The sequence below is a fragment of the Variovorax sp. LjRoot175 genome, assembly GCF_964253805.1.
Lineage (GTDB): Bacteria > Pseudomonadota > Gammaproteobacteria > Burkholderiales > Burkholderiaceae_C > Variovorax.
Window position 1 is genome coordinate 2,961,849 of record NZ_CAXURY020000001.1, and the last position, 22,878, is coordinate 2,984,726.

Annotated in this window: 19 protein-coding genes; 9 read left to right on the plus strand and 10 right to left on the minus strand. The window is 66.2% G+C overall.

Annotated elements, in window-relative coordinates:
* Window positions 1-9: 9 nt before the first annotated feature.
* From ACSQ89_RS14735 to ACSQ89_RS14760, 6 genes are all read right to left on the minus strand, one after another.
* Complete coding sequence (locus ACSQ89_RS14735; RefSeq protein WP_093108738.1) at window positions 10-705, minus strand: ABC transporter ATP-binding protein; 696 nt, start codon at window positions 703-705, stop codon at window positions 10-12.
* A 4-nt stretch (window positions 706-709) separates the two neighbouring features.
* Entirely contained in the window at window positions 710-1,480 is a 771-nt protein-coding gene (locus ACSQ89_RS14740; protein ID WP_093108739.1) for an ABC transporter ATP-binding protein, read from the minus strand.
* Complete coding sequence (locus ACSQ89_RS14745) at window positions 1,477-2,838, minus strand: branched-chain amino acid ABC transporter permease (RefSeq protein WP_093108740.1); 1,362 nt, start codon at window positions 2,836-2,838, stop codon at window positions 1,477-1,479. The genes ACSQ89_RS14740 and ACSQ89_RS14745 overlap by 4 nt, the downstream gene beginning before the upstream one ends.
* A 4-nt stretch (window positions 2,839-2,842) precedes the next feature.
* Complete coding sequence (locus ACSQ89_RS14750) at window positions 2,843-3,790, minus strand: branched-chain amino acid ABC transporter permease (RefSeq protein WP_093108741.1); 948 nt, start codon at window positions 3,788-3,790, stop codon at window positions 2,843-2,845.
* Between the two features lie 98 nt (window positions 3,791-3,888).
* Window positions 3,889-5,127 (minus strand): branched-chain amino acid ABC transporter substrate-binding protein, encoded by a 1,239-nt coding sequence (locus tag ACSQ89_RS14755; RefSeq protein WP_093108742.1) that lies wholly within the window; start codon window positions 5,125-5,127, stop codon window positions 3,889-3,891.
* A 165-nt stretch (window positions 5,128-5,292) separates the two neighbouring features.
* The gene (locus ACSQ89_RS14760) at window positions 5,293-6,936 is read right to left on the minus strand and encodes a 3-(methylthio)propionyl-CoA ligase (RefSeq protein WP_436290286.1); all 1,644 of its coding nucleotides are present in this window, start codon (window positions 6,934-6,936) and stop codon (window positions 5,293-5,295) included.
* Window positions 6,937-7,028: 92 nt separating this feature from the next.
* Between ACSQ89_RS14760 and ACSQ89_RS14765 the strand changes: the two genes are divergently transcribed.
* From ACSQ89_RS14765 to ACSQ89_RS14790, 6 genes are all read left to right on the plus strand, one after another.
* A complete protein-coding gene (locus ACSQ89_RS14765; RefSeq protein WP_093108744.1) occupies window positions 7,029-7,739 on the plus strand; it encodes a TetR/AcrR family transcriptional regulator in 711 nt (236 codons plus the stop codon).
* A gap of 165 nt (window positions 7,740-7,904) precedes the next feature.
* A complete protein-coding gene (locus tag ACSQ89_RS14770) occupies window positions 7,905-9,386 on the plus strand; it encodes a protein adenylyltransferase SelO (protein ID WP_436290285.1) in 1,482 nt (493 codons plus the stop codon).
* Window positions 9,383-9,799: a peptide-methionine (R)-S-oxide reductase MsrB gene (msrB, locus tag ACSQ89_RS14775; RefSeq protein ID WP_436290284.1), complete on the plus strand. Its 417-nt coding sequence runs from the start codon at window positions 9,383-9,385 to the stop codon at window positions 9,797-9,799. Before ACSQ89_RS14770 ends, msrB begins: the two co-directional genes overlap by 4 nt.
* Window positions 9,800-9,814: 15 nt before the next feature.
* A complete protein-coding gene (locus tag ACSQ89_RS14780; RefSeq protein WP_093108747.1) occupies window positions 9,815-10,354 on the plus strand; it encodes a septation protein A in 540 nt (179 codons plus the stop codon).
* On the plus strand, window positions 10,351-10,614 hold the full coding sequence (locus tag ACSQ89_RS14785) for a BolA family protein (RefSeq protein ID WP_093108748.1): 264 nt from the start codon (window positions 10,351-10,353) through the stop codon (window positions 10,612-10,614). The genes ACSQ89_RS14780 and ACSQ89_RS14785 overlap by 4 nt, the downstream gene beginning before the upstream one ends.
* Before the next feature lie 47 nt (window positions 10,615-10,661).
* Complete coding sequence (locus ACSQ89_RS14790) at window positions 10,662-11,444, plus strand: peptidylprolyl isomerase (RefSeq protein ID WP_093108749.1); 783 nt, start codon at window positions 10,662-10,664, stop codon at window positions 11,442-11,444.
* A gap of 65 nt (window positions 11,445-11,509) precedes the next feature.
* On the opposite strand, the gene purL is transcribed toward ACSQ89_RS14790, so the two are convergent.
* Window positions 11,510-15,526 (minus strand): phosphoribosylformylglycinamidine synthase, encoded by a 4,017-nt coding sequence (gene purL, locus ACSQ89_RS14795; RefSeq protein ID WP_436296619.1) that lies wholly within the window; start codon window positions 15,524-15,526, stop codon window positions 11,510-11,512.
* 127 nt (window positions 15,527-15,653) lie between these two features.
* On the opposite strand from purL, the gene map reads away from it, so the two are divergent.
* The 3 genes from map to ACSQ89_RS14810 all read left to right on the plus strand — a co-directional run bounded on the left by map (window position 15,654) and on the right by ACSQ89_RS14810 (window position 19,588).
* Window positions 15,654-16,478: a type I methionyl aminopeptidase gene (gene map, locus ACSQ89_RS14800; protein WP_093108751.1), complete on the plus strand. Its 825-nt coding sequence runs from the start codon at window positions 15,654-15,656 to the stop codon at window positions 16,476-16,478.
* A 26-nt stretch (window positions 16,479-16,504) separates the two neighbouring features.
* Complete coding sequence (locus ACSQ89_RS14805; RefSeq protein WP_436290282.1) at window positions 16,505-19,093, plus strand: [protein-PII] uridylyltransferase; 2,589 nt, start codon at window positions 16,505-16,507, stop codon at window positions 19,091-19,093.
* A 90-nt stretch (window positions 19,094-19,183) separates the two neighbouring features.
* Window positions 19,184-19,588 carry a DoxX family protein gene (locus ACSQ89_RS14810; RefSeq protein ID WP_436290281.1) on the plus strand — a complete coding sequence of 135 codons (405 nt, stop codon included), beginning with the start codon at window positions 19,184-19,186 and terminating at the stop codon, window positions 19,586-19,588.
* 8 nt (window positions 19,589-19,596) lie between these two features.
* Here the strand turns inward: ACSQ89_RS14810 and def are convergent, their stop codons facing one another.
* The 3 genes from def to ligA form a co-directional block, all read right to left on the minus strand.
* Entirely contained in the window at window positions 19,597-20,136 is a 540-nt protein-coding gene (gene def / locus ACSQ89_RS14815; protein ID WP_436290280.1) for a peptide deformylase, read from the minus strand.
* A gap of 34 nt (window positions 20,137-20,170) precedes the next feature.
* Window positions 20,171-20,599, minus strand: a complete 429-nt coding sequence (locus ACSQ89_RS14820; RefSeq protein WP_436290279.1) for a hypothetical protein — start codon at window positions 20,597-20,599, stop codon at window positions 20,171-20,173.
* Between the two features lie 101 nt (window positions 20,600-20,700).
* Complete coding sequence (gene ligA / locus ACSQ89_RS14825) at window positions 20,701-22,773, minus strand: NAD-dependent DNA ligase LigA (protein WP_436290278.1); 2,073 nt, start codon at window positions 22,771-22,773, stop codon at window positions 20,701-20,703.
* Window positions 22,774-22,878 lie beyond the last annotated feature (105 nt).

The window sequence follows — 22,878 nt, forward strand, 5'->3', positions numbered from 1 at the left end:
GGCTGGCGGTCAGACCTCCAGCCACTCCTTGCGGGTCGCGGCATCGGCACGCAGGCTGTCCGGCGTGCCGTCGAACACGATGCTGCCATGGCCCATGACCAGCGCGCGATCGGAGATCTGCATCGCAATCGTCAGCTTCTGCTCGATCAGCAGCACCGAGATGCCCTTGTCCTTGAGCGTGCGCAGGTACTGGCCCACCAGCTCGACGATCTTGGGCGCGAGGCCCTCGGTCGGCTCGTCGATGATGATCAGGTCGGGGTCGCCCATCAGCGTGCGGCACAGCGTCAGCATCTGCTGCTCGCCGCCCGAGAGCACGCCGGCCTCGGTGTGCTGGCGCTCCTTCAGGCGCGGGAACATGCCGTACATGTCGTCGAACTGCCAGCGGCTGCCCTTCCCCTTGCCCTTCTGCCCGAGCAGCAGGTTCTGGTGTACCGTGAGCTTGGGGAAGATGTCGCGGTTCTCGGGCACGTAGCCGATGCCCATGTGCGCGATCTCGTAGGCCTTGCGGCGCAGGATGTCCTCTTCCTTCCAGTGCAGGCCGCCTTCGGCATGCACCAGGCCCATGATGGCCTTGGCCGTGGTCGAGCGGCCCGAGCCGTTGCGGCCCAGCAAGGCCACGATCTCGCCGGGACCGACCGCAAATGAAACGCCATGCAACACATGGCTCTTGCCGTAGTAGGCGTGGATGTCCTGGAGCTTGAGCATTTCTTCAGTGTCCTCCGCTCTGCGCGTCCGCGACCGAAGAGCCCAGGTACGCCTCCTGCACGCGCGCATTGGCGCGCACCGCCGCGGGCGTGTCGAAGGCGATCACCTCGCCGTAGACGACCACCGCGATCTTGTCGGCCAGGCCGAACACCACGCCCATGTCGTGCTCCACGGTGAGCAGGGTCTTGCCGATCGTCACCTGCTTGATCAGCGCGATGAAGTGCGCGGTCTCGGTCTTGCTCATGCCGGCCGTGGGCTCGTCGAGCAGGATCACGCTGGCGCCGCCGGCGATGGTGACGCCGATCTCCAGCGCCCGCTGTTCGGCATAGGTGAGGTTCACCGCATGCACGTCGCGCTTTCTTTCGAGTCCCACCTGGCGCAGCAACTCCTCGGTGCGCTCGTTCGCATCGTCGAGCTTCGACAGAAAGCGCAGGAAGGTGTAGCGGTAGCCCAGGCTCCACAGCACGCCGCAGCGCAGGTTCTCGAACACGCTGAGCTTGGGGAAGATGTTGGTGATCTGGAAGCTGCGCGAAAGGCCGCGGCGGTTGATCTCGTAGGGCCTGTGGCCGTCGATGCGCTGGCCATGCAGCAGCACCTCGCCGCTGGTCGGCTCGAGCCGGCCGCTGATGAGGTTGAAGAGCGTGGACTTGCCGGCGCCGTTGGGCCCGATGATCGCGATGCGCTCGCCGGCTTCTACCGCCAGGTCGACGCCACGGATGATCTCGGTCTTGCCGAAGTTCTTGCGCAAGGCCTTCAATTCGAGTGCGTGGGTCATGCGAGCTCCCTCCGCTTGATCTCGGCCTCGATCTCTTCCTGGATATGGCCCCAGACCTTCACGAAGCGGCGTCGCACCCATTCCACCAGCAACACGCCCACGGCAAGCACGACGCCGGCCCCGATCCAGCTGGCCGCGCTGGAGACGTCGAGCTCCACGCCCATGAAGTTGAGCTTCGGGCCCAGCGCCATGTTGAGCTGCACGTGATAGATCATCTCGACCAGCGCCGCCGCGCCGACCACCATCACGGCCCCGGTCAGGATCAGGCCGCCGTAGAGACCCCACAGGCGCTTGAACTTGCCGAACTTGGCAACGCGCAGGTTCATCATGATCAGGCTGGCGATGCCGCCCGGCGCGAACATCACCATGAACAGGAACACCAGCCCCAGGTACAGCAGCCAGGCCTTGGTGAGCTCCGACAGCAGCACCGACGCCAGTACCAGCAACACGGCGCCTATGATCGGGCCGAAGAAGAAGGTGGCTCCGCCCAGGAAGGTAAACAGGAGGTAGCCGCCCGAGCGAATCGTGCTCAGGCTGTCGGATGCGTTGACGATCTCGAAATTGATGGCCGCCAGCGCGCCGCCGATGCCGGCGAAGAAACCAGCAATGATGAAGGCGAGGTAGCGCACCCATTGGGTGTCGTAGCCGATGAACTCGACGCGCTCGGGGTTGTCGCGCACCGCGTTGAGCATGCGGCCCAGCGGCGTGCCGGTGAACGCGAACATGAGCGCCGTCGAGACGAAGCAGTACGCCGCGATCAGGTAGTACACCTGGATCTGCGGCCCGAAGCTCAAGCCGAGGAAAGGCGAGCCGTAGACCCGGTTGGTCGTGACGCCACCCTCGCCGCCGAAGAAGCCCGGAAACATCAGCGACATGGCCGCGACCAACTCGCCGATGCCCAGCGTGATCATCGCGAAAGTGGTGCCGGACTTCTTGGTGGTCACATAGCCCAGCAGGATCGCGAACAGCACGCCCGCCACGCCGCCGACCAGCGGAATCGTCACCAGCGGCAGCGGCATGGCACCCTTGGTGGCGAGATTCATCGCGTGCACCGCGACGAAGGCGCCCAGCCCCGTGTAGACGGCGTGGCCGAAGCTCAGCATGCCGCCCTGCCCGAGCAGGATGTTGTAGCTCAGGCAGATGATGATGAGATAGCCGATCTGCGACAGCATGGTGAGCGCCAGGCTGCTGCGAAACACCAGCGGCGCGATGATCAGGCTCAGGGCGAAGAGCGTCCAGATCAGCACGCGCCCGATGTTCCAGGGCTTGAAGCGATAGTAGGCGGTCTTCCGCGTACCGGCGCCGGACACCGGCGTGTCGTCGGCGCGCGCCGCAGAAGTGCTTGCATGGGTCGTCATGTTTTCAGCCCTCGCGCTTTCCGAGCAACCCCTTGGGCCGGAAGATCAGGATCAGCACCAGGAACAGGTACGGCAGGATCGGAGCGATTTGCGCGACGCTGAGCTGAAGCAGTTCGTACCCGAAGGTGCTGGGGGTCACGGTGACGCCCACGGCCTGCAGCCCGGACGCCAAGGACTCGTCGATGGCCACGGCGAAGGTCTGCAATACGCCGATCAGGAGCGATGCGAGGAAGGCCCCAGCCAATGAGCCCATCCCGCCGACCACCACCACCACGAACACGATCGACCCGACCGCCCCGGCCATGGCAGGCTCGGTGACGTAGGTGTTCCCGCCGATCACGCCGGCCAGCGCAGCCAGCGCTGCGCCTCCGCCGAACACGAGCATGAACACCCGCGGCACGTTGTGGCCCAGCGCTTCCACCGTCTCCGGATGCGTGAGCGCAGCCTGGATCACCAGGCCGATGCGGGTGCGGGTCAGCAAGAGCCAGACCGACAGCAGCATCAGCAGCGCGAGCAGCATGATGAAGGATCTCGACTTGGGAAACTGCGTCCCGAACAGGGTGAACAGCGGCCCCTGCAGTTGCTCCGGCAGCCCGTACGGCACCGTCGCACGACCCCAGACCAGCTGCACCAGCTCGAGGATCAGGTAGGACAGACCGAAAGTCACCAGCAACTCGGGCACGTGGCCGAACTTGTGAACGCGCCGCAGGCTGTAGCGCTCGAAGAGCGCGCCCAGCACGCCGACCAGCAGGGGCGCGACGACCAGGGCGGTCCAGAAGCCCAGCACACCCGAGATGGTGTAGGCGAAATAGGCACCCAGCATGTAGAAGCTGGTGTGCGCGAAGTTGAGCACGCCCATCATGCTGAAGATCAGCGTCAGGCCCGAGCTCAGCATGAACAGCAGCAGCCCGTAGCTGAGGCCGTTCAGCAAGGATATGGCGAAGAATTCCACGGTGTCGTCGTCGTCGTTGCAGCCGCGAGGGGCGAAGTCAAAAAAAGCGCCGGTGAGCGACTTCCATCACCCACCGGCGTTTCGCTGGTGTGCCGGTATTACGGTGCCGGCCGCTTCATCTCGCAAGACGTCGGCGTGCTTGCGATGTAGGGCTCGAGGTATTTCACCGGCGCGAACGTGTAGCCGGTGTTCTCCACGCTGTACTTGTACTTGGCATCGACCTTCTGCCACTTGGAGATCCAGAGTCCCTGCTGCAGCTGGTGGTCGGTCTTGCGCATCTCGGTTTCGCCGTTGAAGCCCTTGAACTTCAATCCTTCCATCGCCCCGGCGACCTTCATGGGGTCGGTGGACTTGGCCTTGGCTATGCCCTCGCCCATCATCAGGATCGCGTTGTAGATCGAGAAGGTGTAGAAGTCGTCGCCGAACTTGGTCTTGAACTCGTTCATCAAGGTGCCCAGCTCGCCGGTGTAGTTCGAGTGGTTGTAGGCGATCTGGTAGACCTCTAGTTCGCCGCCCGAAGCCAGTGCGGTCGGCGTGCCGGACACGCCGGCGTAGTAGGCGTAGATCGGCAGCTTCAGGCCCGAATCGTTCAGCGCCTTGATCAGCAGGGTCATGTCCTGCCCCCAGTTGCCGGTGACGATCGTGTCGGCGCCCGACTGCTTGATCTTGGCCACGTAGGGTGCGAAGTCCTTGACCTGGCCCAGCGGGTGCAGATCGTCGCCCACGATCTTGGCGTCGGGCCGGTTGCGCGCCATGCCTTCCTTGAAGTACTTCGAGACCTGCTGGCCATGGGAGTAGTTCTGGTTGATCAGGTAGACCTTCGAGATCTTGGGCTGATCCTTCATGAAGGAGGTGAGCGCGGCCATCTTCATCGACGTGTCGGCGTCGAGCCGGAAATGCGCAAAGCTGCACTTCTCGTTCGTGAGCACCGGGTCGACCGCGGCATAGTTCAGGTAGATGATCTCCTTGCCGGGATTGCGCTCGTTGTGCTTGGCGACGGCATCGGCGAGCGGCACGGCGACATTCGAGCCGTTGCCCTGCGTGACGTAGCGAAAGCCCTGGTCGCTGGCTGCCTTCAGGAGGTTCAGCGCTTCCTGCGGCGAACTCTTGCTGTCCATGCCGATGACCTCGAACTTGACGCCCGCCGCGTTCTTGGCGCCGCTGAGCTTCTCCGCGACCAGCTGCCAGCTCTTGAGCTGGTTCTGGCCGACGTTGGCGAACGGGCCCGAGAGCCCTTCGATCATCGCGATGCGGACGGTCTCGCCCTTCTGGGCAAGGGCGCCGGTGGCGGTGGCGGCGAGGATGGCCGCGCTGGCGATCTTCAGAGCGTATTTCATTCGATGTCTCCTGTTCTGTGCTGCAATGCGCAACGAGATTACAAGTCTTTCTGACCCCGCCCGTCAGGGAATGCCCGTAAGCGTTCCGCGGCGGGGGCGGTTTCTATCACTCATGCGACAGGACGCACTGCGCTGGTGCTACCCGCCGGTAGGATCGACGCCTTTTCAGCACCCGGGCAGCTTGTAGTCGCGCAGCTGCTCGCGCAGGCGCGTCTTCAGGATCTTGCCGGTCGCGCCGAGCGGAATGGCGTCGACGAAAACCACGTCGTCGGGAACCTGCCACTTTGCCGTCTTGCCGCCGTAGAAGGCCAAGAGCTCGTCGCGCGTGAGTTCGGCGCCCGGCTTCTTCACCACGATCACGATCGGGCGCTCGTCCCATTTCGGGTGTGCCACGCCGATGCACGCCGCCATCGCGACCGCCGGATGGGCCACGGCGATGTTCTCGATGTCGATCGAACTGATCCACTCGCCGCCGGACTTGATCACGTCCTTGCTGCGGTCGGTGATCTGAAGGAAGCCGTCGGCATCGATGGTCGCCACGTCGCCGGTAGGGAACCAGCCGCGCCCCTGCTGGTCGGGCACCAGCGGGTCGCCGCCCTCGCCCTTGAAATACTCCTTGACCACCCACGGCCCCATGACCAGCAGATCGCCGGAGGTCTTGCCGTCCCAGGGCAGATCCTTGCCGTCGCCGTCGACGATCTTCATGTCGACGCCGAAGATGGCGCGGCCCTGCTTCATGCGGATGGCCGTCTGCTGCTCGGGCGACTGCGCGAGGTGCTTGTTCTTCAGCGTGCACAAGGTGCCCAGCGGCGACATCTCGGTCATGCCCCAGGCATGCAGCACCTCGACGCCGTACTGCTGCTGGAAGGCGTTGATCATGGCCGGCGGGCAGGCCGAGCCGCCGATCACGGTACGCTTGAGCGTCGAGAACTTGAGGCCGTTGGCCTGCATATGGCCCAGCATCATCTGCCAGACGGTCGGCACACCGCCGGCAAAACTCACCTTCTCGGATTCGATCAGCTCGAACACAGACTTGCCGTCGAGCGCGGGGCCGGGAAACACCAGCTTGGCGCCGACCAGCGCGGCCGAGTACGGAATGCCCCAGGCGTTGACGTGGAACATCGGCACCACCGGCAGCACCGAATCGCGCGCCGAGATCGCCATCACGTCCGGCAAGGCGGCCGCATAAGCATGCAGCATCGTGGAGCGGTGGCTGTAGAGCGCGGCCTTCGGATTGCCGGTGGTGCCGCTCGTGTAGCACATGCTCGAGGCCGAGTTCTCGTCGAAGCTGGGCCAGGCATAGGTGTCGGAATGAGGCGCGATCCAGGCCTCGTAACTCACTAGGTTGGGGATGCCGCTGTCGGCCGGAAGCTTGTCGGCATCACATAGCGCAATCCACTTTCTGATGGTGGTGCACTTGGCATGCACGGCCTGGATCTGCGGCAGGAAAGTGAGATCGAAGCACAGGACCTGGTCTTCGGCATGGTTCGCGATCCAGGCGATCTGGTCGGGATGCAGGCGCGGATTGATGGTGTGCAGCACGCGGCCGCTGCCGCTCACGCCGTAGTAGAGCTCCAGGTGGCGGTAGCCGTTCCAGGCCAGCGTGGCGATGCGGTCGGAAAAGAGCAGTTGCTCGAGGTCCAGCGCGCTGGCGACCCGGCGCGCGCGCGCAGCGATCTGGCGCCAGGTGCTGCGGTGGATGTCGCCTTCGACGCGCCGCGAGACGATCTCGGCGTCGCCGTTGTGGCGCTCGGCGAACTCGATCAGCGACGAGATCAGCAACGGTTGGTCCTGCATCAAACCCAGCATCTGTAAGCTCCTATTCAAATAGAGTTCGAAAATTTCGCGGGCTTTGGTGTCCGCCTGATTCGAGATTCATTCAATCTTCGGCCCATCACACAATGACAGAAACCCGCAGTGCGAGACCCGGCAAGGCCGGGCATCCGAGCCCGAACACCGAAGCGCCTGCTGCCGAACCCAAGCGCGTGAAAAGCACCAAGGGAGAGCAGTCGAAAAAGCTGCTGCTGGATGCGGCGCTGGTGTCGATCGCCAAGCAAGGCATCTACTCGATCACGCATCGCTCCATCGCCGCGGAAGCCGGCGTCCCCAAGTCGCTCACCACCTACTTCTTCTCGAGCCTGCCGGACCTGCTGGAGCAGGCTTTCATCCATTTCACCGTTCTGGCGGCCGACGACAACGTCAAGCACCTGGAAGAGCTCGACGCGCTGATGGCCAGCCGCACGACGACCTGGCCCCTGTCGCCGGGCGCGCGCCGCACGCTGCACAAGCTGCTGTCGCAGCGGCTCGCCGAGTTCATTCTTCGCCAGGCGACCGAGCACCCGGTGGGCGTGGCGGTCGAGCTGAACTTCCTCTACGTCTATCGTTCGGACAAGCCGATCAGGCAGCACATCGAAGCCTATCGGGGCATGCTCTTGAACCGGCTGGCCAACCTGATCAGGCGTTTCTCCGGCCGCAACGCCGCAATCGATGCTTCGCTCATGCTCGGCATGATTCACCAGCTGCTCTTCAAGTCCACGATCACGCCCCAGGAGATCGACCGCGAGCGCGTTCATGCCGAAGTCTCGCGGATGATGGCCTTCATCCTGCTTTGACCAGGCGTCATCATCGTCTTGTCTCCAATAGGTGCTTTTCGCTGGTGGCCGCTTCCGGACACGGCGGCACTTTAGTTTCAATCAGGACACTTGTCCAGCAATTTCCGGCGCCCGCGCGATGGCCCCTGCAGCCAGGGGTTTAGGCGGGTACGGGACAATCCGCACATGAGCATGCTTGCAGACGAGGCGGACATCGTCGACCTGGGCCTCGACTGGACCCCGGGCTTTTCCGCACTGGGCCCTGCCTTCTTCACCGAGCTCCGCCCCACTCCGCTGCCCGAACCCTATTGGGTCGGCCGCAGCACCGCGCTGGCGCGCGAACTCGGACTGGACGAAGCCTGGCTGCATTCGGCCGAAGGCCTGGCCGCCTTCACCGGCAATGTGCCGGTCGCCGGCACGCGCCCCTACGCCAGCGTCTACAGCGGCCACCAGTTCGGCGTCTGGGCCGGCCAGCTGGGCGACGGCCGCGCCATCATGCTGGGTGAAACCGAGCGCGGCTTCGAGTTGCAGCTCAAGGGTTCGGGGCGCACGCCCTACTCGCGCATGGGCGACGGCCGCGCCGTGCTGCGCTCGAGCATCCGCGAATTCCTTTGCAGCGAAGCGATGCATGCGCTAGGAATCCCGAGCACGCGCGCGCTGGGCGTGACGGGTTCGGATGCGCGCGTGCGCCGCGAGGAGCTCGAAACCGCCGCCGTCGTGACGCGCGCGTCGCCGAGCTTCATTCGCTTCGGCCACTTCGAGCATTTCGCGGCCAAGCAGCGCGACGAGGAACTGCGCGCGTTGGCCGACTACGTCATCGACCGCTACTACCCCGCCTGCCGCACGACCGATCACTTCAACGGCAACGCCTATGCGGCCCTGCTCGAAGCGGTGAGCGAGCGCACGGCGGCGCTCCTGGCCCAGTGGCAGGCGATCGGCTTCTGCCATGGCGTGATGAACACCGACAACATGAGCATCCTCGGGCTCACCATCGATTACGGACCTTTCCAGTTCCTCGACGGCTTCGATCCGCGCCACATCTGCAACCACAGCGACACCGCCGGCCGCTATGCCTTCAACCAGCAGCCCAATGTCGCGTACTGGAACCTGTTCTGCCTGGCCCAGGCGCTGCTGCCGCTGATCGGCGACCAGGAGGTCGCGGTCGCCGCGCTGGAGTCGTACAAGACGGTGTTCCCGGACGCGTTCGAGGCGCGCATGCGGGCCAAGCTCGGCCTGATGGACGCCGCGCCGGCCGACCGCGCGCTGATCGAAGGCGTGCTCAAGCTGCTGGCACAGGAGAAAGTCGACTACACCATCTTCTGGCGCCGCCTGTCCGATCACATGGCCGGCGGCAGCCCCGAGGCGGTGCGCGACCTGTTCCTCGATCGCGCCGGTTTCGACACCTGGCTGCTATCCTTTGCAGAGCGCCATGCGCAGACGCCGGCGGCGCAGGCCGCCGACCTGATGCGCAAGAGTAATCCCAAGTTCGTGCTGCGGAACCACCTGGGCCAGCAGGCGATCGAATCGGCGCAGCAAAAAGACTTCTCGGGCGTCGCCACCTTGCTGAAGCTGCTCGAAACCCCATTTGAAGACCATGCCGGCCACGAGGCCTATGCCGGCTTCCCGCCCGACTGGGCTTCCACGATCGAAATCAGCTGCTCATCATGACCACACCCATTCAGAAAACCGAAGCCGAATGGAAAGCCATCCTGGCCGAAAAAGGCGCCGAGCGCGGCGCCTTCGAGGTGACGCGCCACGCCGCCACCGAGCGCCCGTTCACCGGAAAGTACGAGGCGCACTGGGAAGACGGCAGTTACCACTGCATCTGCTGCGGCGCCAAGCTGTTCGAATCCGCCACCAAGTTCGACGCCGGCTGCGGCTGGCCCAGCTTCTCTCAGGAAGCGGTGCCGGGCGCCATCAAGAACATCGCCGACCGTTCGCACGGCATGGTTCGCACCGAAAATGTGTGCGCCAATTGCGGCGCCCACCTGGGCCACGTGTTTCCCGACGGCCCCACCGAAACCGGCCTGCGCTACTGCATGAACTCGGCCTCGCTGGACTTCCACAAGCGCGACGCGTGACGCAGACGAAACAACATGAAACTGCTTCTCGATTTCTTCCCGATCCTGCTGTTCTTCGGCGCGTTCAAGCTCTACGACATCTACACCGCCACCGGCGTGCTGATGGCGGCAACCGTGCTGCAGACGGGCATCGTCTGGTTCAACGAGCGCCGCCTGGCGCCGATGCAGAAGGCCACGCTGGTGCTGATCCTGCTGTTCGGCTCGCTCACGCTGCTCCTGCACGACGATCGCTTCATCAAGTGGAAGCCGACGGTGCTCTACGGCGCGATGGCCCTGGCGCTGGCCGTCGCGCTCTGGATCTTCAAGAAGAACTTTCTCAAGATGCTGCTCGGCGCGCAGCTGGAACTGCCGACGCAGATCTGGGGCCGGCTCAACATCGCATGGATCGCCTACTGCGTGTTCATGGCCGCGATCAACGGCTATGTGGCCGCGTCTTTCAGCACCGAGGCCTGGGTCAATTTCAAGCTCTGGGGCTATGCCTTCCCGATCGTTTTCCTGGTGGCGCAAGGGCTCTACATCTCGCCCTACCTCAAGTCCGACAAGCCTGCGGCATGAGCCTTCCGACCTCTGCGGACCTCGAGGCCCGCCTGCGTAACACCTTGCAACCCACGCTGCTCGAGGTGATCGACGAAAGCGCCGCGCATGCTGGCCATGCGGGTGCCGGCGCCGAAGGCTACGGCACCCATTTCCGCGTGCGCATCGCCTCGCCCCTCTTCGCCGGAAAAGCCCGCGTGGCGCGCCATCGGCTTGTGTATGATGCGCTGCAAGTTTTCATCGCACAGGGCCTTCACGCCATCGCCATCGAGACGCTTTGAAGCGCTTTGATTCCCGCCCGCCAGGGCGGCAAAAGTACCCTCCCCTTATGAAGAAACAACTCCTGCAGGCCGTCGCAGCCGCTGCCCTTCTGGGCGCCATTCCCGCCGCATTCGCCCAGAACGCGGCCATCGTCAACGGCAAGCCGGTGCCCAAGGCGCGCATGGACGTGCTGGCCCAGCAACTCGCGGCCGCCGGCCGTCCTGTCACGCCGGAAATGCAGGGCCAGCTGCGCGAAGAAGTGGTGGCCCGCGAGATCTTCATGCAGGAAGCGCAAAAGCAGGGCCTGGACGCCACCGACGACTACAAGAACCAGCTCGAACTCGCGCGCCAGGCCATCCTGATCCGCCAGCTGTTCGAAAACTATCGCAAGACCAACGCGGTGTCGGACGCCGACGTGCAGGCCGAGTACGACAAGTTCGTCGCGGCCAACGGCGGCAAGGAATACAAGGCCCGCCACATCCTGGTCGAGAAGGAAGAGCAGGCGCAGAAGATCCTGGCCGACCTCAAGAAGGGCCAGAAGTTCGAGGACATCGCCAAGAAGCAGAGCAAGGACCCGGGATCGGGCGCCAACGGCGGCGACCTCGACTGGGCCGCGCCGGCGAGCTTCGTGCCCGAGTTCTCGGAAGCGATGATCAAGCTCAAGAAGGGCGAGACCACGTCGGCCCCGGTCAAGTCGCAGTTCGGCTATCACATCATCCGTGTCGACGACATCCGCCAGGCCCAACTGCCGAAGATCGAAGAGGTCAAGCCGCAAATCGTGCAGCAGCTGCAGCAGCAGCGTTTGCAGAAGTACCAGGAAGAACTGCGCGCCAAGGCAAAGGTCGAGTAACACCGGCCTGCGTGCTCCAACGAAAAAGCGGCCCGCGGGCCGCTTTTTTCATGGCGTCGGCGTCCTCAGCCAACCCATTTACGGGCATTGCGCCAGATGCGCATCCAGGGGCTCAGCGCACTCTTGTCACCCGAAGTCCAGCTCATCTGGATGTTGCGGAACACGCGTTCCGGATGCGGCATCAGCGCGGTGAAGCGGCCGTCGGCGGTGGTCACCGAGGTCAGCCCGCCGGCGCTGCCATTGGGATTGAAGGGGTAGCGCTCGGTCGGCTGGCCGTGGTTGTCGACGAAGCGCATCGCGGCGATGGCGCGGGCGGCATCGCCGCGATGCTTGAAGTTGGCATAGCCCTCGCCATGCGCGACCGCGATCGGCAGCCGGCTGCCGGCCATGCCGGCGAAGAACAGGCTCGGCGATTCGAGCACCTCGACCATCGACAAGCGCGCCTCGAAACGCTCGCTCTGGTTGGTGGTGAAGCGCGGCCAGGCCTCCGCGCCCGGGATGACGTCGGCCAACTCGGCGAACATCTGGCAGCCGTTGCACACGCCGAGGCCGAAGGTATCGCCGCGCCCGAAGAAGCTCTTGAACTGCTCGGCCAGCTTCGGGTTGAAGGTGATGCTGCGCGCCCAGCCGATGCCTGCCCCCAGCGTGTCGCCGTAGCTGAAGCCGCCGCAGGCCACCACGCCCTTGAAATCGGCCAGGTCTGCCCTGCCCGCCTGCAGGTCGGTCATGTGGACGTCGAAGGACTCGAAGCCGGCCTCGTTGAAGGCGTAGGCCATCTCGACATGCGAGTTGACGCCCTGCTCGCGCAGGATCGCGACCCTGGGACGCGCCAGGTTCAGGAAGGGCGCGGCCACGTTCTCTTCGGCGCCCGGCGCCAGCAGCACATGGGCGCCCGGGTCCTGCGGCTCGCCGGCGGCCGCGTGCTCGGCATCGGCGCAGGCCGGGTTGTCGCGCTCGCGGCAGATCTTCCAGCTGACGACGTCCCACACCTGGTGCAGGTCGTGCAGGCTGGCGCTGAAGACGGCCTTGGCATCGCGCCAGACCTCGAGCTTGCCCTTGCCCGCGTCCATGGTCGAAGCGGCGGGTCGGGTCTTGCCGACGAAGTGGCTGTGGGCGCTGAGGCCGTGCGCACGCAAGGTCTGCATGACCTCGTTGCGCTCGGCGGTGCGCACCTGCAGCAGCATGCCGAGCTCTTCGTTGAAGAGCGCCTTGAGCGTGAGCTCTTCGCGCCGCGCGCTGACCTGGCCGGCCCAGTTCTTGGCATCACCGTACTCGGCACGGCTGTCGCTGATGCCGTCGCCCTCGGTCACGAGCAGGTCGACGTTGAGCGCCACACCCACATGGCCGGCAAAGGCCATCTCGCAGGCCGCGGCGAACAGGCCGCCGTCGCTGCGGTCGTGCATCGCGAGGATCTTGCCCTCGGCGCGCAGCGCGTTCACTGCCGCCACCAGCTTGACCAGGTCTTGCGGATCGTCGAGATCGGGCACCGTGTCGCCGCTCTGCGCCAGCGTCTGCGCCAGGATGCTGCCGGCCATGCGCTGCTTGCCGCGGCCGAGGTCGATCAGCACCAGCGTGGTGTCGGGCTCGGTGGCGTCGAGCTGCGGCGTGAGCGTGCCGCGCATGTCGGCCAGCGTGGCGAAGGCGCTCACGATCAGGCTCACGGGCGAAGTCACCTTTTTCGGCACACCGTCGTCCTGCCACTGGGTGCGCATCGACAGCGAATCCTTGCCGACCGGGATCGAGACGCCGAGCGCCGGGCACAGTTCGAGGCCCACCGCCTTGACGGTTTCGTACAGCGCCACATCCTCGCCGGGCTCGCCGCAGGCCGCCATCCAGTTGGCGGAAAGCTTGACGCGAGAGAGTTCGATCGGCGCGGCCAGCAGGTTGGTGATGGCCTCCCCGACCGCCATGCGGCCCGAGGCCGGCGCGTCGATGGCCGCGAGCGGCGTGCGCTCGCCCATGCTCATGGCCTCGCCGGCGAAGCCCTGGTAATCGGCCAGGGTCACGGCGCAGTCGGCCACCGGCACCTGCCAGGGGCCGACCATCTGGTCGCGGTGGCTCAGGCCGCCGACGGTGCGGTCGCCGATGGTGACGAGGAAGCGCTTCGAAGCCACCGTGGGGTGCGACAACACATCGATGGCGGCCTTCTGCAGATCGACACCGTTGAGGTCGAGCGGTTTGAAGCGGCGCGCGACCGACTTGACGTCGCGCAGCATCTTGGGCGGCTTGCCCAGAAGCACGTCCATGGGCATGTCGACGGGTTGCGCCTCGACAGATTCGTCGGCGACCAGCAGCTGCCTTTCTTCCGTCGCCACACCCACCACCGCGAAGGGGCAGCGCTCCCGTTCGCAGAACGCGCGGAACTGCACGAGCGATTCCGGTGCGATTGCCAGCACATAGCGCTCCTGGCTCTCGTTACACCAGATTTCCTTGGGCGCCATGCCCGACTCCTCGAGCGGCACCGCATGCAGGTCGAAGCGCGCGCCGCGGCCCGCATCGTTGGTGAGCTCGGGGAAGGCATTGCTCAGGCCGCCCGCGCCCACATCATGGATCGCGAGGATCGGGTTCGCGGCGCCCTGCTGCCAGCAATGGTTGATGACTTCCTGCGCGCGGCGCTCGATCTCCGGGTTGCCGCGCTGCACCGAGTCGAAGTCCAGCTCGGCCGCGTTGGCGCCGGTAGCCATCGAACTCGCCGCGCTGCCGCCCATGCCGATGCGCATGCCGGGACCGCCGAGCTGGATCAGCAGCGAGCCCGCGGGGAACGGGATCTTCTTCGTCTGCGTCGCGTCGATGCTGCCGAGGCCGCCCGCGATCATGATCGGCTTGTGGTAGCCGCGCTGCACGGTGTCGGCGTCGCTCTCGATCGCCTGCTCGTACTCGCGGAAGTAGCCCAGGAGGTTGGGTCGGCCGAACTCGTTGTTGAAGGCGGCACCGCCCAGCGGGCCCTCGGTCATGATCTGCAGCGGGCTTGCGATGTGCGCCGGCTTGCCGTAGCTGCCCTCTTCGGGCCAGAGCTTCGACACCGTGAAGCCGGTCAGCCCGGCCTTGGGCTTGGAGCCGCGGCCTGTCGCGCCCTCGTCGCGGATCTCGCCGCCGGCGCCGGTCGAGGCGCCCGGAAAGGGCGAGATCGCGGTCGGATGGTTGTGCGTCTCGACCTTCATCAACACGTGGCTCTGGGCGCTTTGCTTCTGATAGCTGCCCGAGGCCGAGCCGGCGACGAAGCGCTCGACCTGCGTGCCTTCCATGATCGACGCGTTGTCGGCGTAAGCCACCACCGTGTGCTGCGGGTTCTGGCGCTCGGTGTGGCGAATCATCGAGAACAGGCTCTGCGGCTGCGCCACGCCGTCGACGATGAAGTCGGCATTGAAGATCTTGTGGCGGCAGTGCTCGCTGTTGGCCTGCGCGAACATCATGAGTTCGACGTCGCTCGGATTGCGGCCGAGCCGGGTGAAGGCCTCGACCAGGTAATCGATCTCGTCCTCGGCCAGCGCGAGGCCGAACTGCGTGTTGGCCGCGACGAGCGCGGCGCGGCCGCCCGCCTGCACGTCGACGTGCGCCATCGGCTGGGCCGGCAGCTCGGCGAACAGGCTGGCGGCCTGGTCGAGCTCGGCCAGCACCGATTCGGTCATGCGGTCGTGCAGAAGTGCGGCAACCGCGGCGAGCTTGTCGCCTTCCAGCGTGGGTGCCTTGCCCAGCAGCGGCGCCTTCAGCGCCAGGTGGTACTGGGTCACGCGCTCGACCCGACGCAGCGCCAGGCCGCAGTTGTGGGCGATGTCGGTCGCCTTGGAGGCCCAGGGCGACACGGTGCCCAGGCGCGGCGTGACGACGACGCTCGGCCCGGCCTTGGGAGGCGCCACGAAGGGTTCGCCATAGCCCAGCAGCGCGGCGAAGCGGTCGCGCTCGGCGTGCTCGAGTGCCGCATCCGTCACGACCAGGTGCACGAAACGGGCGGAAATGCCTTCGATGCGCGGCTCGACGGACGAAAGGCGGGGCAACAGCTGCCGCGCCCTGAATTCGCTGAGTGCGCTGCCGCCCTCGAAGAAGGTCACCACCGGGGCGACGGGATGGGAAGGCGGGTTCACGGGCAACGTCACGGTCGGATCGGCCGGGCGGCCGCGTTTGAGAATCAAGAGAAGGAGACGGCGGCCGCTGACTGGGGCCATCCGCGCCACCCCTGAATTTTAGCGGGGTGAATGGGATAATTCCGGGATGAGCATTACCTACAAAGACGCCGAGGGCGTGGCCGGCATGCGCGTGGCGTGCCGCCTCGCCTCCGAGGTGCTGGACTACCTGACCCCGCACGTCAAACCCGGCGTGACCACCAACGAGATCGACAAGCTCGCGCACGACTACATCACGCAGGTCCAGGGCGGGATTCCGGCCCCGCTGAACTACATGGGCGCGAGCAGCGTGCCCTACCCCAAGTCCATCTGCACCTCGGTCAACCACGTGGTGTGCCATGGCATCCCGAACGACAAGCCGCTGAAGAAGGGCGACATCGTCAACTGCGACATCACTGTCATCAAGGACGGCTGGCACGGCGACACCAGCCGCATGTTCGTGGTCGGCGACGCCTCGATCGCAGCCAAGCGGCTGTGCGCCTTCACCTACGACGCGATGTGGCACGGCATCGTCAAGGTGAAGCCTGGCGTGCACCTGGGCGACATCGGCTGGGCGATCCAGCGCTTCGCCGAAAGCAACGGTTTCTCGGTGGTGCGCGAGTTCTGCGGCCACGGCATCGGCCGTGGCTTCCATGAAGAGCCGCAGGTGCTGCACTACGGCAAGCCCGGCACGCTGGACGAGCTCAAGCCCGGCATGACCTTCACCATCGAACCGATGATCAACGCCGGCAAGCGCGACATCAAGGAAGACGCCCGCGGCGGCCAGTACGACGGCTGGACCATCGTCACGCGCGACCACTCGCTGTCGGCACAGTGGGAGCACACCGTACTGGTCACCGAGACCGGTTACGAGGTGCTCACGCTCTCGGCCGGCAGCCCGCCGCCTCCTGCTTTCGTCAACGCCGCGGCTTGACGCCGGCCCGGCCTCTGAGGGCTGCCATGGTGGACATTCCATCGTTGCGCGACGCCTACCGCACGCACAAGCTGGCGCTGTTCGACCAGCTGCGCTGCGCGCGCGCGCCCACGCGCAGCGTCCACACCGTGCTGCGCCAGTTGGCCACCCTGGCCGACGAGGCGCTCAACGCGCTGTGGGCCGATGCCGGCTTCGGCAGCCAGTTCGCGCTGGTCGCGGTCGGCGGCTTCGGCCGGGGCGAGCTGTTCCCCTATTCCGACGTCGACGTGCTGCTGCTGCTGCCGCAGGACCACGCGATGGCCATCGAGCCGGCGCGGATCGAGGCCTTCATCGGCCAGTGCTGGGACACCGGGCTCGAGATCGGCTCCAGCGTGCGCACGGTCGACGAGTGCCTGGCCGAGGCCGCGAAGGATGTCACGGTCCAGACCTCGCTGCTCGAATCCCGCCTCATCGCCGGCGACAAGAAGCTGTATGCGGGCTTCCGGAAGCGCTTCGTCGCCGCCATCGACCCGCAGGCCTTCTTCGCCGCCAAGTCGCAGGAGATGCGGCATCGGCACCAGAAGTTCGACAACACGCCCTACGCGCTCGAGCCCAACTGCAAGGAATCGCCCGGCGGCCTGCGGGATCTGCAGACCATCCTCTGGATGACCAAGGCCGCCGGCTTCGGCAAGCGCTGGGACGACTTGGCGAAGAACGGCCTGGCCACGGCCTTCGAGGTGCAGCAGATCAAGCGCAACGAGGCGCTCCTGAGCCTGATCCGCGCGCGCCTGCACGTGACCGCCAACCGGCGCGAGGACCGGCTGGTGTTCGACCTGCAGACCGCCGTCGCCGCCACCTTCGGCTACGTCGGCGAGTCGCAGCGCAAGTCCAGCGAGGCGCTGATGCGCCGCTACTACTGGGCGGCCAAGGCGGTCACGCAGCTCAACCAGATCCTCCTGCTCAACATCGCCGAGCGGCTGCAGCCGCTGGCCGAAGAGGCGACGCGGATCAACGAGCGCTTCTTCGAGCGGGCCGGGCTGATCGAGGTGGCGAGCGACGACCTGTACCTCAAGGACCCGCACGCGATCCTCGAGACCTTCCTGCTCTACCAGAAGACCATCGGCGTCAACGGCCTTTCGGCCCGCACGCTGCGCGCGCTCTACAACGCGCGCCACGCGATGGACAGCAAGTTCCGCAACGACCGCGTGAACCACGTGACCTTCATGCGCATGCTGCTGGAGCCGCGCGGCATCACGCACGCGTTCAGGCTCATGAACCAGACCTCGGTGCTGGGGCGCTACCTGCGCGTGTTCCGCAGCATCGTCGGGCAGATGCAGCACGACCTGTTCCACGTCTACACGGTCGACCAGCACATCCTGATGGTGCTGCGCAACGTGCGGCGCTTCTTCATCGTCGAGCATGCGCACGAATACCCGTTCTGCTCGCAGCTTGCGGCCGGCTGGGACAAGCCCTGGATCCTGTATGTCGCGGCCCTGTTCCACGACATCGCCAAGGGCCGCGGCGGCGACCATTCGGAGCTGGGCGCGCGCGACGTGCGCCGCTTCTGCCGCCAGCACGAGATCGCGCGCGAGGACGCCAAGCTGATCGAATTCCTGGTGGCCGAGCACCTGGTGATGAGCCAGGTCGCGCAGAAGCAGGACCTGAGCGATCCGAAGGTGATCGGCGACTTCGCCAAGCGCGTCGGCAACGAACGCTACCTGACCGCCCTCTACCTGCTCACCATCGCCGACATCCGCGGCACCTCGCCGCGCGTGTGGAACGCCTGGAAAGGCAAGCTGCTCGAGGACCTCTACCGCTCGACGCTGCGCGCGCTGGGCGGCCGCATGCCCGACCCCGGCGCCGAGGTCGAGGCGCGCAAGCGCGAGGCGCTGGTGCAGCTCGCGCTGCATGCGCAGCCTTTCGAGGCGCACAAGGCGCTGTGGGAGACGCTCGACGTCGGCTACTTCATGCGGCACGACGCATCCGAGATCGCCTGGCACACCATGCAGTTGTCGCGCCATGTGCCGCACAAGGACGTGCCGGTCGACCCGCAAACGCCGGCCGTCGTTCGCGCGCGGCTCTCGCCGGTGGGCGAGGGCTTGCAGGTGGTGGTCTACACCCCCGACCAGCCGGACCTGTTCGCGCGCATCTGCGGCTACTTCGACCAGTCTTCCTTCAGCATCCTCGACGCCAAGGTGCACACCGCCACCAACGGCTACGGGCTCGACACCTTCCAGGTTGTCACCACCTTCATCCCCGAGCACTATCGCGACCTGATCAACATGGTGGAGACCGGCCTGGCCAAGACGCTCGACGAGGCCGGCCCCTTGCCCCCGCCGAGCAAGGGCCGCGTATCGCGCCGGGTGCGCAGCTTCCCGATCAAGCCGCGCATCAGCCTGCTGCCCGACGACAAGGCGCAGCGCTGGCTGCTCAGCATCTCGGCCAGCGATCGCGCGGGCCTCTTGTATTCGGTGGCGCGCGTGCTGGCACGCCATCACCTGAACCTGCAGCTGGCCAAGGTCACGACCCTGGGCGAGCGCGTGGAAGACACCTTCCTGATCAGCGGCTCGGAACTGCAGGGCCAGCGGGCGCAACTCGCGATCGAAACCGAGTTGCTCGAAGCGCTCGCAGCCTGAGCGGGCCGCGCAAACCCGCCGCCGAGCGGCGCCGGGACGAATTTTATCGACCACAATCGCCCTGTTTTTTAACAACAGAAAGGCTTCGACATGATCCGTTCCGACGACACCGGCAAACTCGTTCTGCGCCTGGCACTTGGCATCCTGATCCTGCTCCACGGCATCGCCAAGATCAACGGTGGGGTGGGCTTCTTGTCCAGCTCGCTGGCCTCGCATGGTCTGCCGGGCGCATTGGCCTACCTGGTCTACATCGGCGAGATCGTTGCGCCGGTGCTGCTGATCATCGGTCTGTACACGCGTCCCGCGGCATGGATCATGGTCATCAACATGCTGGTGGCGATCTGGCTGGTGCACATGAAGGAGCTCGGCTTGCTCAACAAGCAAGGTGGCTGGGCGCTCGAGCTGCAGGGCATGTACCTGTTCGGCGCGCTGGCAGTCGCCTTCCTGGGCGCCGGCCGTTTCAGCATCGGCGGCACAGGCGGCAAGTACAACTAAGGGCGGGGTTAGTCGTCTTCGGCCGCATCGAGGCCCGGGAACAGAACCTCGGTGTAGCCGAAGCGCGAGAAATCGCGCACCCGCATCGGGTAGAGCTTGCCCAGCAGGTGATCCACCTCGTGCTGCACCACCCGGGCGTGGAAGCCACTCACCGTGCGATCGATGGGATCGCCGTAGGAGTCGAAGCCGGTGTAGCGGATGGTGGCGAAACGCGGTACCACGCCGCGCAGGCCCGGCACCGAGAGACAGCCTTCCCAGCCCTCCTCTTCCTCGTCGCCGACCGGCGTGATCACCGGGTTGACGAGCACCGTGCGCGGCACGATCGGCGCGTCCGGGTAGCGCGGATTGATGGTGTCGGTGCCGAAGATCACCAACTGCTGATCGACGCCGATCTGCGGCGCCGCGAGGCCGGCGCCGTTGACGGCGTGCATGGTCTCGAACATGTCGCGCACCAGCAGGTGCAGTTCGTCGGTGTCGAATGCGGCAACCGGCTGCGCGATGCGCAGCAGCCTCGGGTCACCCATCTTGAGAATCTCGCGTACCGTCATGAGGCAATTATCGCCACCGCGGCCGCGAATGAGCTCAGGGCGGCGTCTGGTTGCGGGAATCCGGCGAGGTCAGCATCTGATTGATCTCGCGCGGCGAGCGGCCGGGCGGAACCGGGACGATGTTGCCGGCCACGCCGCCGCCGGGCCGCGCACCCGCATCAGGCCGCGCACCTGCACCAGGCCGCGGGCCGAATCCTGGACGCGGAACCGGGACCGGGACCGGATGCGCATAGCCGTGGCGCGGCCCGTAGTCGTAGTAGCCGGGACGGCCATAGTAGGGATAGCGAGGCCGCGAATAGTAGGTGCCGTCGATGTACACGTTCGGCTGGACGACGGCCGGGCCCGGATCCACGTAGTAGGGTTCGGAATAGCCGTAGGAGCCCGCCGGGTAAGCGACGCAGCCGCCGAGCAGGGCCACTCCGCCGAGGGCGAAGCAAGTTCCGAGTAGACGAATTCTGTTCATGATGGACTCCTGGTCGGCACCCTTGTTCAACGTCCGGTTGTAGGCCTTGTTGACTGCGTTTGTATGAAGTCGCGTAACGCCCGGTAAAGCAGCCGGCCCGGTCACAGGCCATTCTCCAGAATTTCGAGCAGTCGCGCCTCGTCAATCACGGCCACGCCCAGCTCGAGCGCCTTGTCGAGCTTGCTTCCGGCCTCCGCGCCGGCGACGAGGTAATCGGTCTTCTTGCTGACGGACCCGGCCACCTTGGCGCCGGCCGTCTCCAGTTTGTCCTTCGCTTCGTCGCGGCTGAGCGTAGGAAGCGTGCCAGTGATTACGAAGGTCTTGCCCGCGAGCGGCTTGGGCGCGCGCGCGGCCGGCTCGCCCTCTTCCCAGCTCAGGCCGCAGGCGCGCAGCTGTTCGACCACTTCGCGGTTGTGCGCCTGGTCGAAGAAAGTGCGCAGGCTTTTCGCGACCACGGGCCCCACGTCGTTGACTTCCAGCAGCTGTTCCTCGGTCGCGTCCATGATCGCATCCAGCTTGCCGAAGTGCTTGGCCAGGTCCTTGGCCGTGCTTTCGCCGATGTGCCGGATGCCGAGGCCGAACAGGAAGCGCGGCAGCGTGGTCTTCTTCGACGCCTCCAGCGCATCGACGAGGTTCTTCGCCGACTTGTCGGCCATGCGATCCAGGCCGGCCAGCGTGGTGAAGCCGAGCTTGTAGAGATCGGGCAGCGTGCGGATCAGGTTGGCGTCCACCAGCTGCTCGACCAGCTTGTCGCCCAGGCCTTCGATGTCGAGCGCGCGCCGCGCCGCGAAATGCAGGATCGCCTCCTTGCGCTGCGCAGCGCAGAAGAGGCCGCCGGTGCAGCGGTAGTCGACCTCGCCCTCCTCGCGCAGCGCGTCGGAGCCGCAGACCGGGCACTTGCGAGGCATGGTGAACACGGGCCCGCGCTGTTCCGCCGGCCGGGCCGCGCTCTCGGGCAGCACGCCGACCACCTCGGGAATCACGTCGCCGGCGCGCCGCACGATGACGGTGTCGCCCACTCGCACATCCTTGCGCCGCGCCTCGTCCTCGTTGTGCAAGGTCGCATTCGTCACGGTGACACCGCCCACGAACACAGGCGCCAGCTTGGCCACCGGCGTGAGCTTGCCGGTGCGGCCGACCTGCACCTCGATGCCGAGCACCTCGGTCAATTGCTCCTGCGCCGGGTACTTGTGCGCGACGGCCCAGCGCGGCTCGCGCGAGACGAAGCCGAGCCGCCGCTGCAGCTCGAGGCTGTCGACCTTGTAGACCACGCCGTCGATGTCGTAGGGCAGCGCGTCACGCTGGCGGGCGATGGTCTCGTGGAAGGCGATCAGCTCGATGGCGCCGCGGGCGCGCTGCGTCTGCGCGCCGATGGGAAAACCCCAGGCGTGGAACTGCTGCAGCCAGTCGAACTGCGTCGCGCAGTCGGGCCCGCCCTGCTCGGGCGAAGAGACCTCGCCGAGACCATAGGCAAAAAAGCTCAGCGGCCGGCTTGCCGCGATCGCCGGATCCAGCTGGCGCACGGCGCCGGCCGCGGCATTGCGCGGGTTCACGAACACCTTCTCGTTCTTCTGGCCAGCGGCGATCTTCTCGCGCTGGCGTTCGTTGAGCGCCTCGAAATCGTCGCGCCGCATGTAGACCTCGCCGCGCACCTCCACCACCGGCGGGGCATCGCCATGCAGGCGCAGCGGAATCTGCTGCACCGTGCGGATGCTCTGCGTGACGTCCTCGCCGATCTCGCCGTCGCCGCGCGTCGCCGCCTGCACCAGCACGCCTTGCTCGTAGCGCAGGTTGACGGCCAGCCCGTCGAACTTGAGTTCGCAGACGTACTCGACCTGCGGCCCGTCCTCGGCCAGGCCGAGTTCCTTGCGCACGCGCGCATCGAAGGCGCTGGCGCCGCCCGGCGTGATGTCGGTCTCGGTGCGGATCGACAGCATCGGCACCTTGTGGCGGACCTTGGCGAAGCCCTCGAGCACCTTGCCGCCGACGCGCTGCGTCGGCGAATCGGGCGTGCGCAGCTCGGGATGCTCGGCTTCCAGCGCCTGCAGGCGCTGGAACAGCTTGTCGTACTCGGCGTCCGGCAACTCGGGCGCGTCGAGCACGTAGTAGAGGTGGGCGTGGCGGCGCAGCTGCTCGCCCAGTGCAGCGGCTTCCCGAGCCGCGTCTTCGCGCATGGTCACAGCTCACCCCCAGGCTTGCCCACTTCGTGTGGCCGCCCACCGCCTCGCCGGGGGCAATACCAGCGGCCCGGCAAAGCCGGTTCCGCGGTATTCCTGGCG

What these genes read in the sequence shown, in the direction of transcription:
- ACSQ89_RS14735 (WP_093108738.1), bottom strand. Translation starts at nt 705, where the DNA reads ATGCTCAAGCTCCAGGACATCCACGCCTACTACGGCAAGAGCCATGTG.
- ACSQ89_RS14765 (WP_093108744.1), top strand. Translation starts at nt 7,029, where the DNA reads ATGACAGAAACCCGCAGTGCGAGACCCGGCAAGGCCGGGCATCCGAGC.
- ACSQ89_RS14780 (WP_093108747.1), top strand. Translation starts at nt 9,815, where the DNA reads ATGAAACTGCTTCTCGATTTCTTCCCGATCCTGCTGTTCTTCGGCGCG.
- ACSQ89_RS14810 (WP_436290281.1), top strand. Translation starts at nt 19,184, where the DNA reads ATGATCCGTTCCGACGACACCGGCAAACTCGTTCTGCGCCTGGCACTT.
- ACSQ89_RS14740 (WP_093108739.1), bottom strand. Translation starts at nt 1,480, where the DNA reads ATGACCCACGCACTCGAATTGAAGGCCTTGCGCAAGAACTTCGGCAAG.
- ACSQ89_RS14770 (WP_436290285.1), top strand. Translation starts at nt 7,905, where the DNA reads ATGAGCATGCTTGCAGACGAGGCGGACATCGTCGACCTGGGCCTCGAC.
- ACSQ89_RS14745 (WP_093108740.1), bottom strand. Translation starts at nt 2,838, where the DNA reads ATGACGACCCATGCAAGCACTTCTGCGGCGCGCGCCGACGACACGCCG.
- ACSQ89_RS14760 (WP_436290286.1), bottom strand. Translation starts at nt 6,936, where the DNA reads ATGCTGGGTTTGATGCAGGACCAACCGTTGCTGATCTCGTCGCTGATC.
- ACSQ89_RS14755 (WP_093108742.1), bottom strand. Translation starts at nt 5,127, where the DNA reads ATGAAATACGCTCTGAAGATCGCCAGCGCGGCCATCCTCGCCGCCACC.
- def (WP_436290280.1), bottom strand. Translation starts at nt 20,136, where the DNA reads ATGACGGTACGCGAGATTCTCAAGATGGGTGACCCGAGGCTGCTGCGC.
- ligA (WP_436290278.1), bottom strand. Translation starts at nt 22,773, where the DNA reads ATGCGCGAAGACGCGGCTCGGGAAGCCGCTGCACTGGGCGAGCAGCTG.
- ACSQ89_RS14785 (WP_093108748.1), top strand. Translation starts at nt 10,351, where the DNA reads ATGAGCCTTCCGACCTCTGCGGACCTCGAGGCCCGCCTGCGTAACACC.
- ACSQ89_RS14790 (WP_093108749.1), top strand. Translation starts at nt 10,662, where the DNA reads ATGAAGAAACAACTCCTGCAGGCCGTCGCAGCCGCTGCCCTTCTGGGC.
- msrB (WP_436290284.1), top strand. Translation starts at nt 9,383, where the DNA reads ATGACCACACCCATTCAGAAAACCGAAGCCGAATGGAAAGCCATCCTG.
- map (WP_093108751.1), top strand. Translation starts at nt 15,654, where the DNA reads ATGAGCATTACCTACAAAGACGCCGAGGGCGTGGCCGGCATGCGCGTG.
- ACSQ89_RS14805 (WP_436290282.1), top strand. Translation starts at nt 16,505, where the DNA reads ATGGTGGACATTCCATCGTTGCGCGACGCCTACCGCACGCACAAGCTG.
- ACSQ89_RS14820 (WP_436290279.1), bottom strand. Translation starts at nt 20,599, where the DNA reads ATGAACAGAATTCGTCTACTCGGAACTTGCTTCGCCCTCGGCGGAGTG.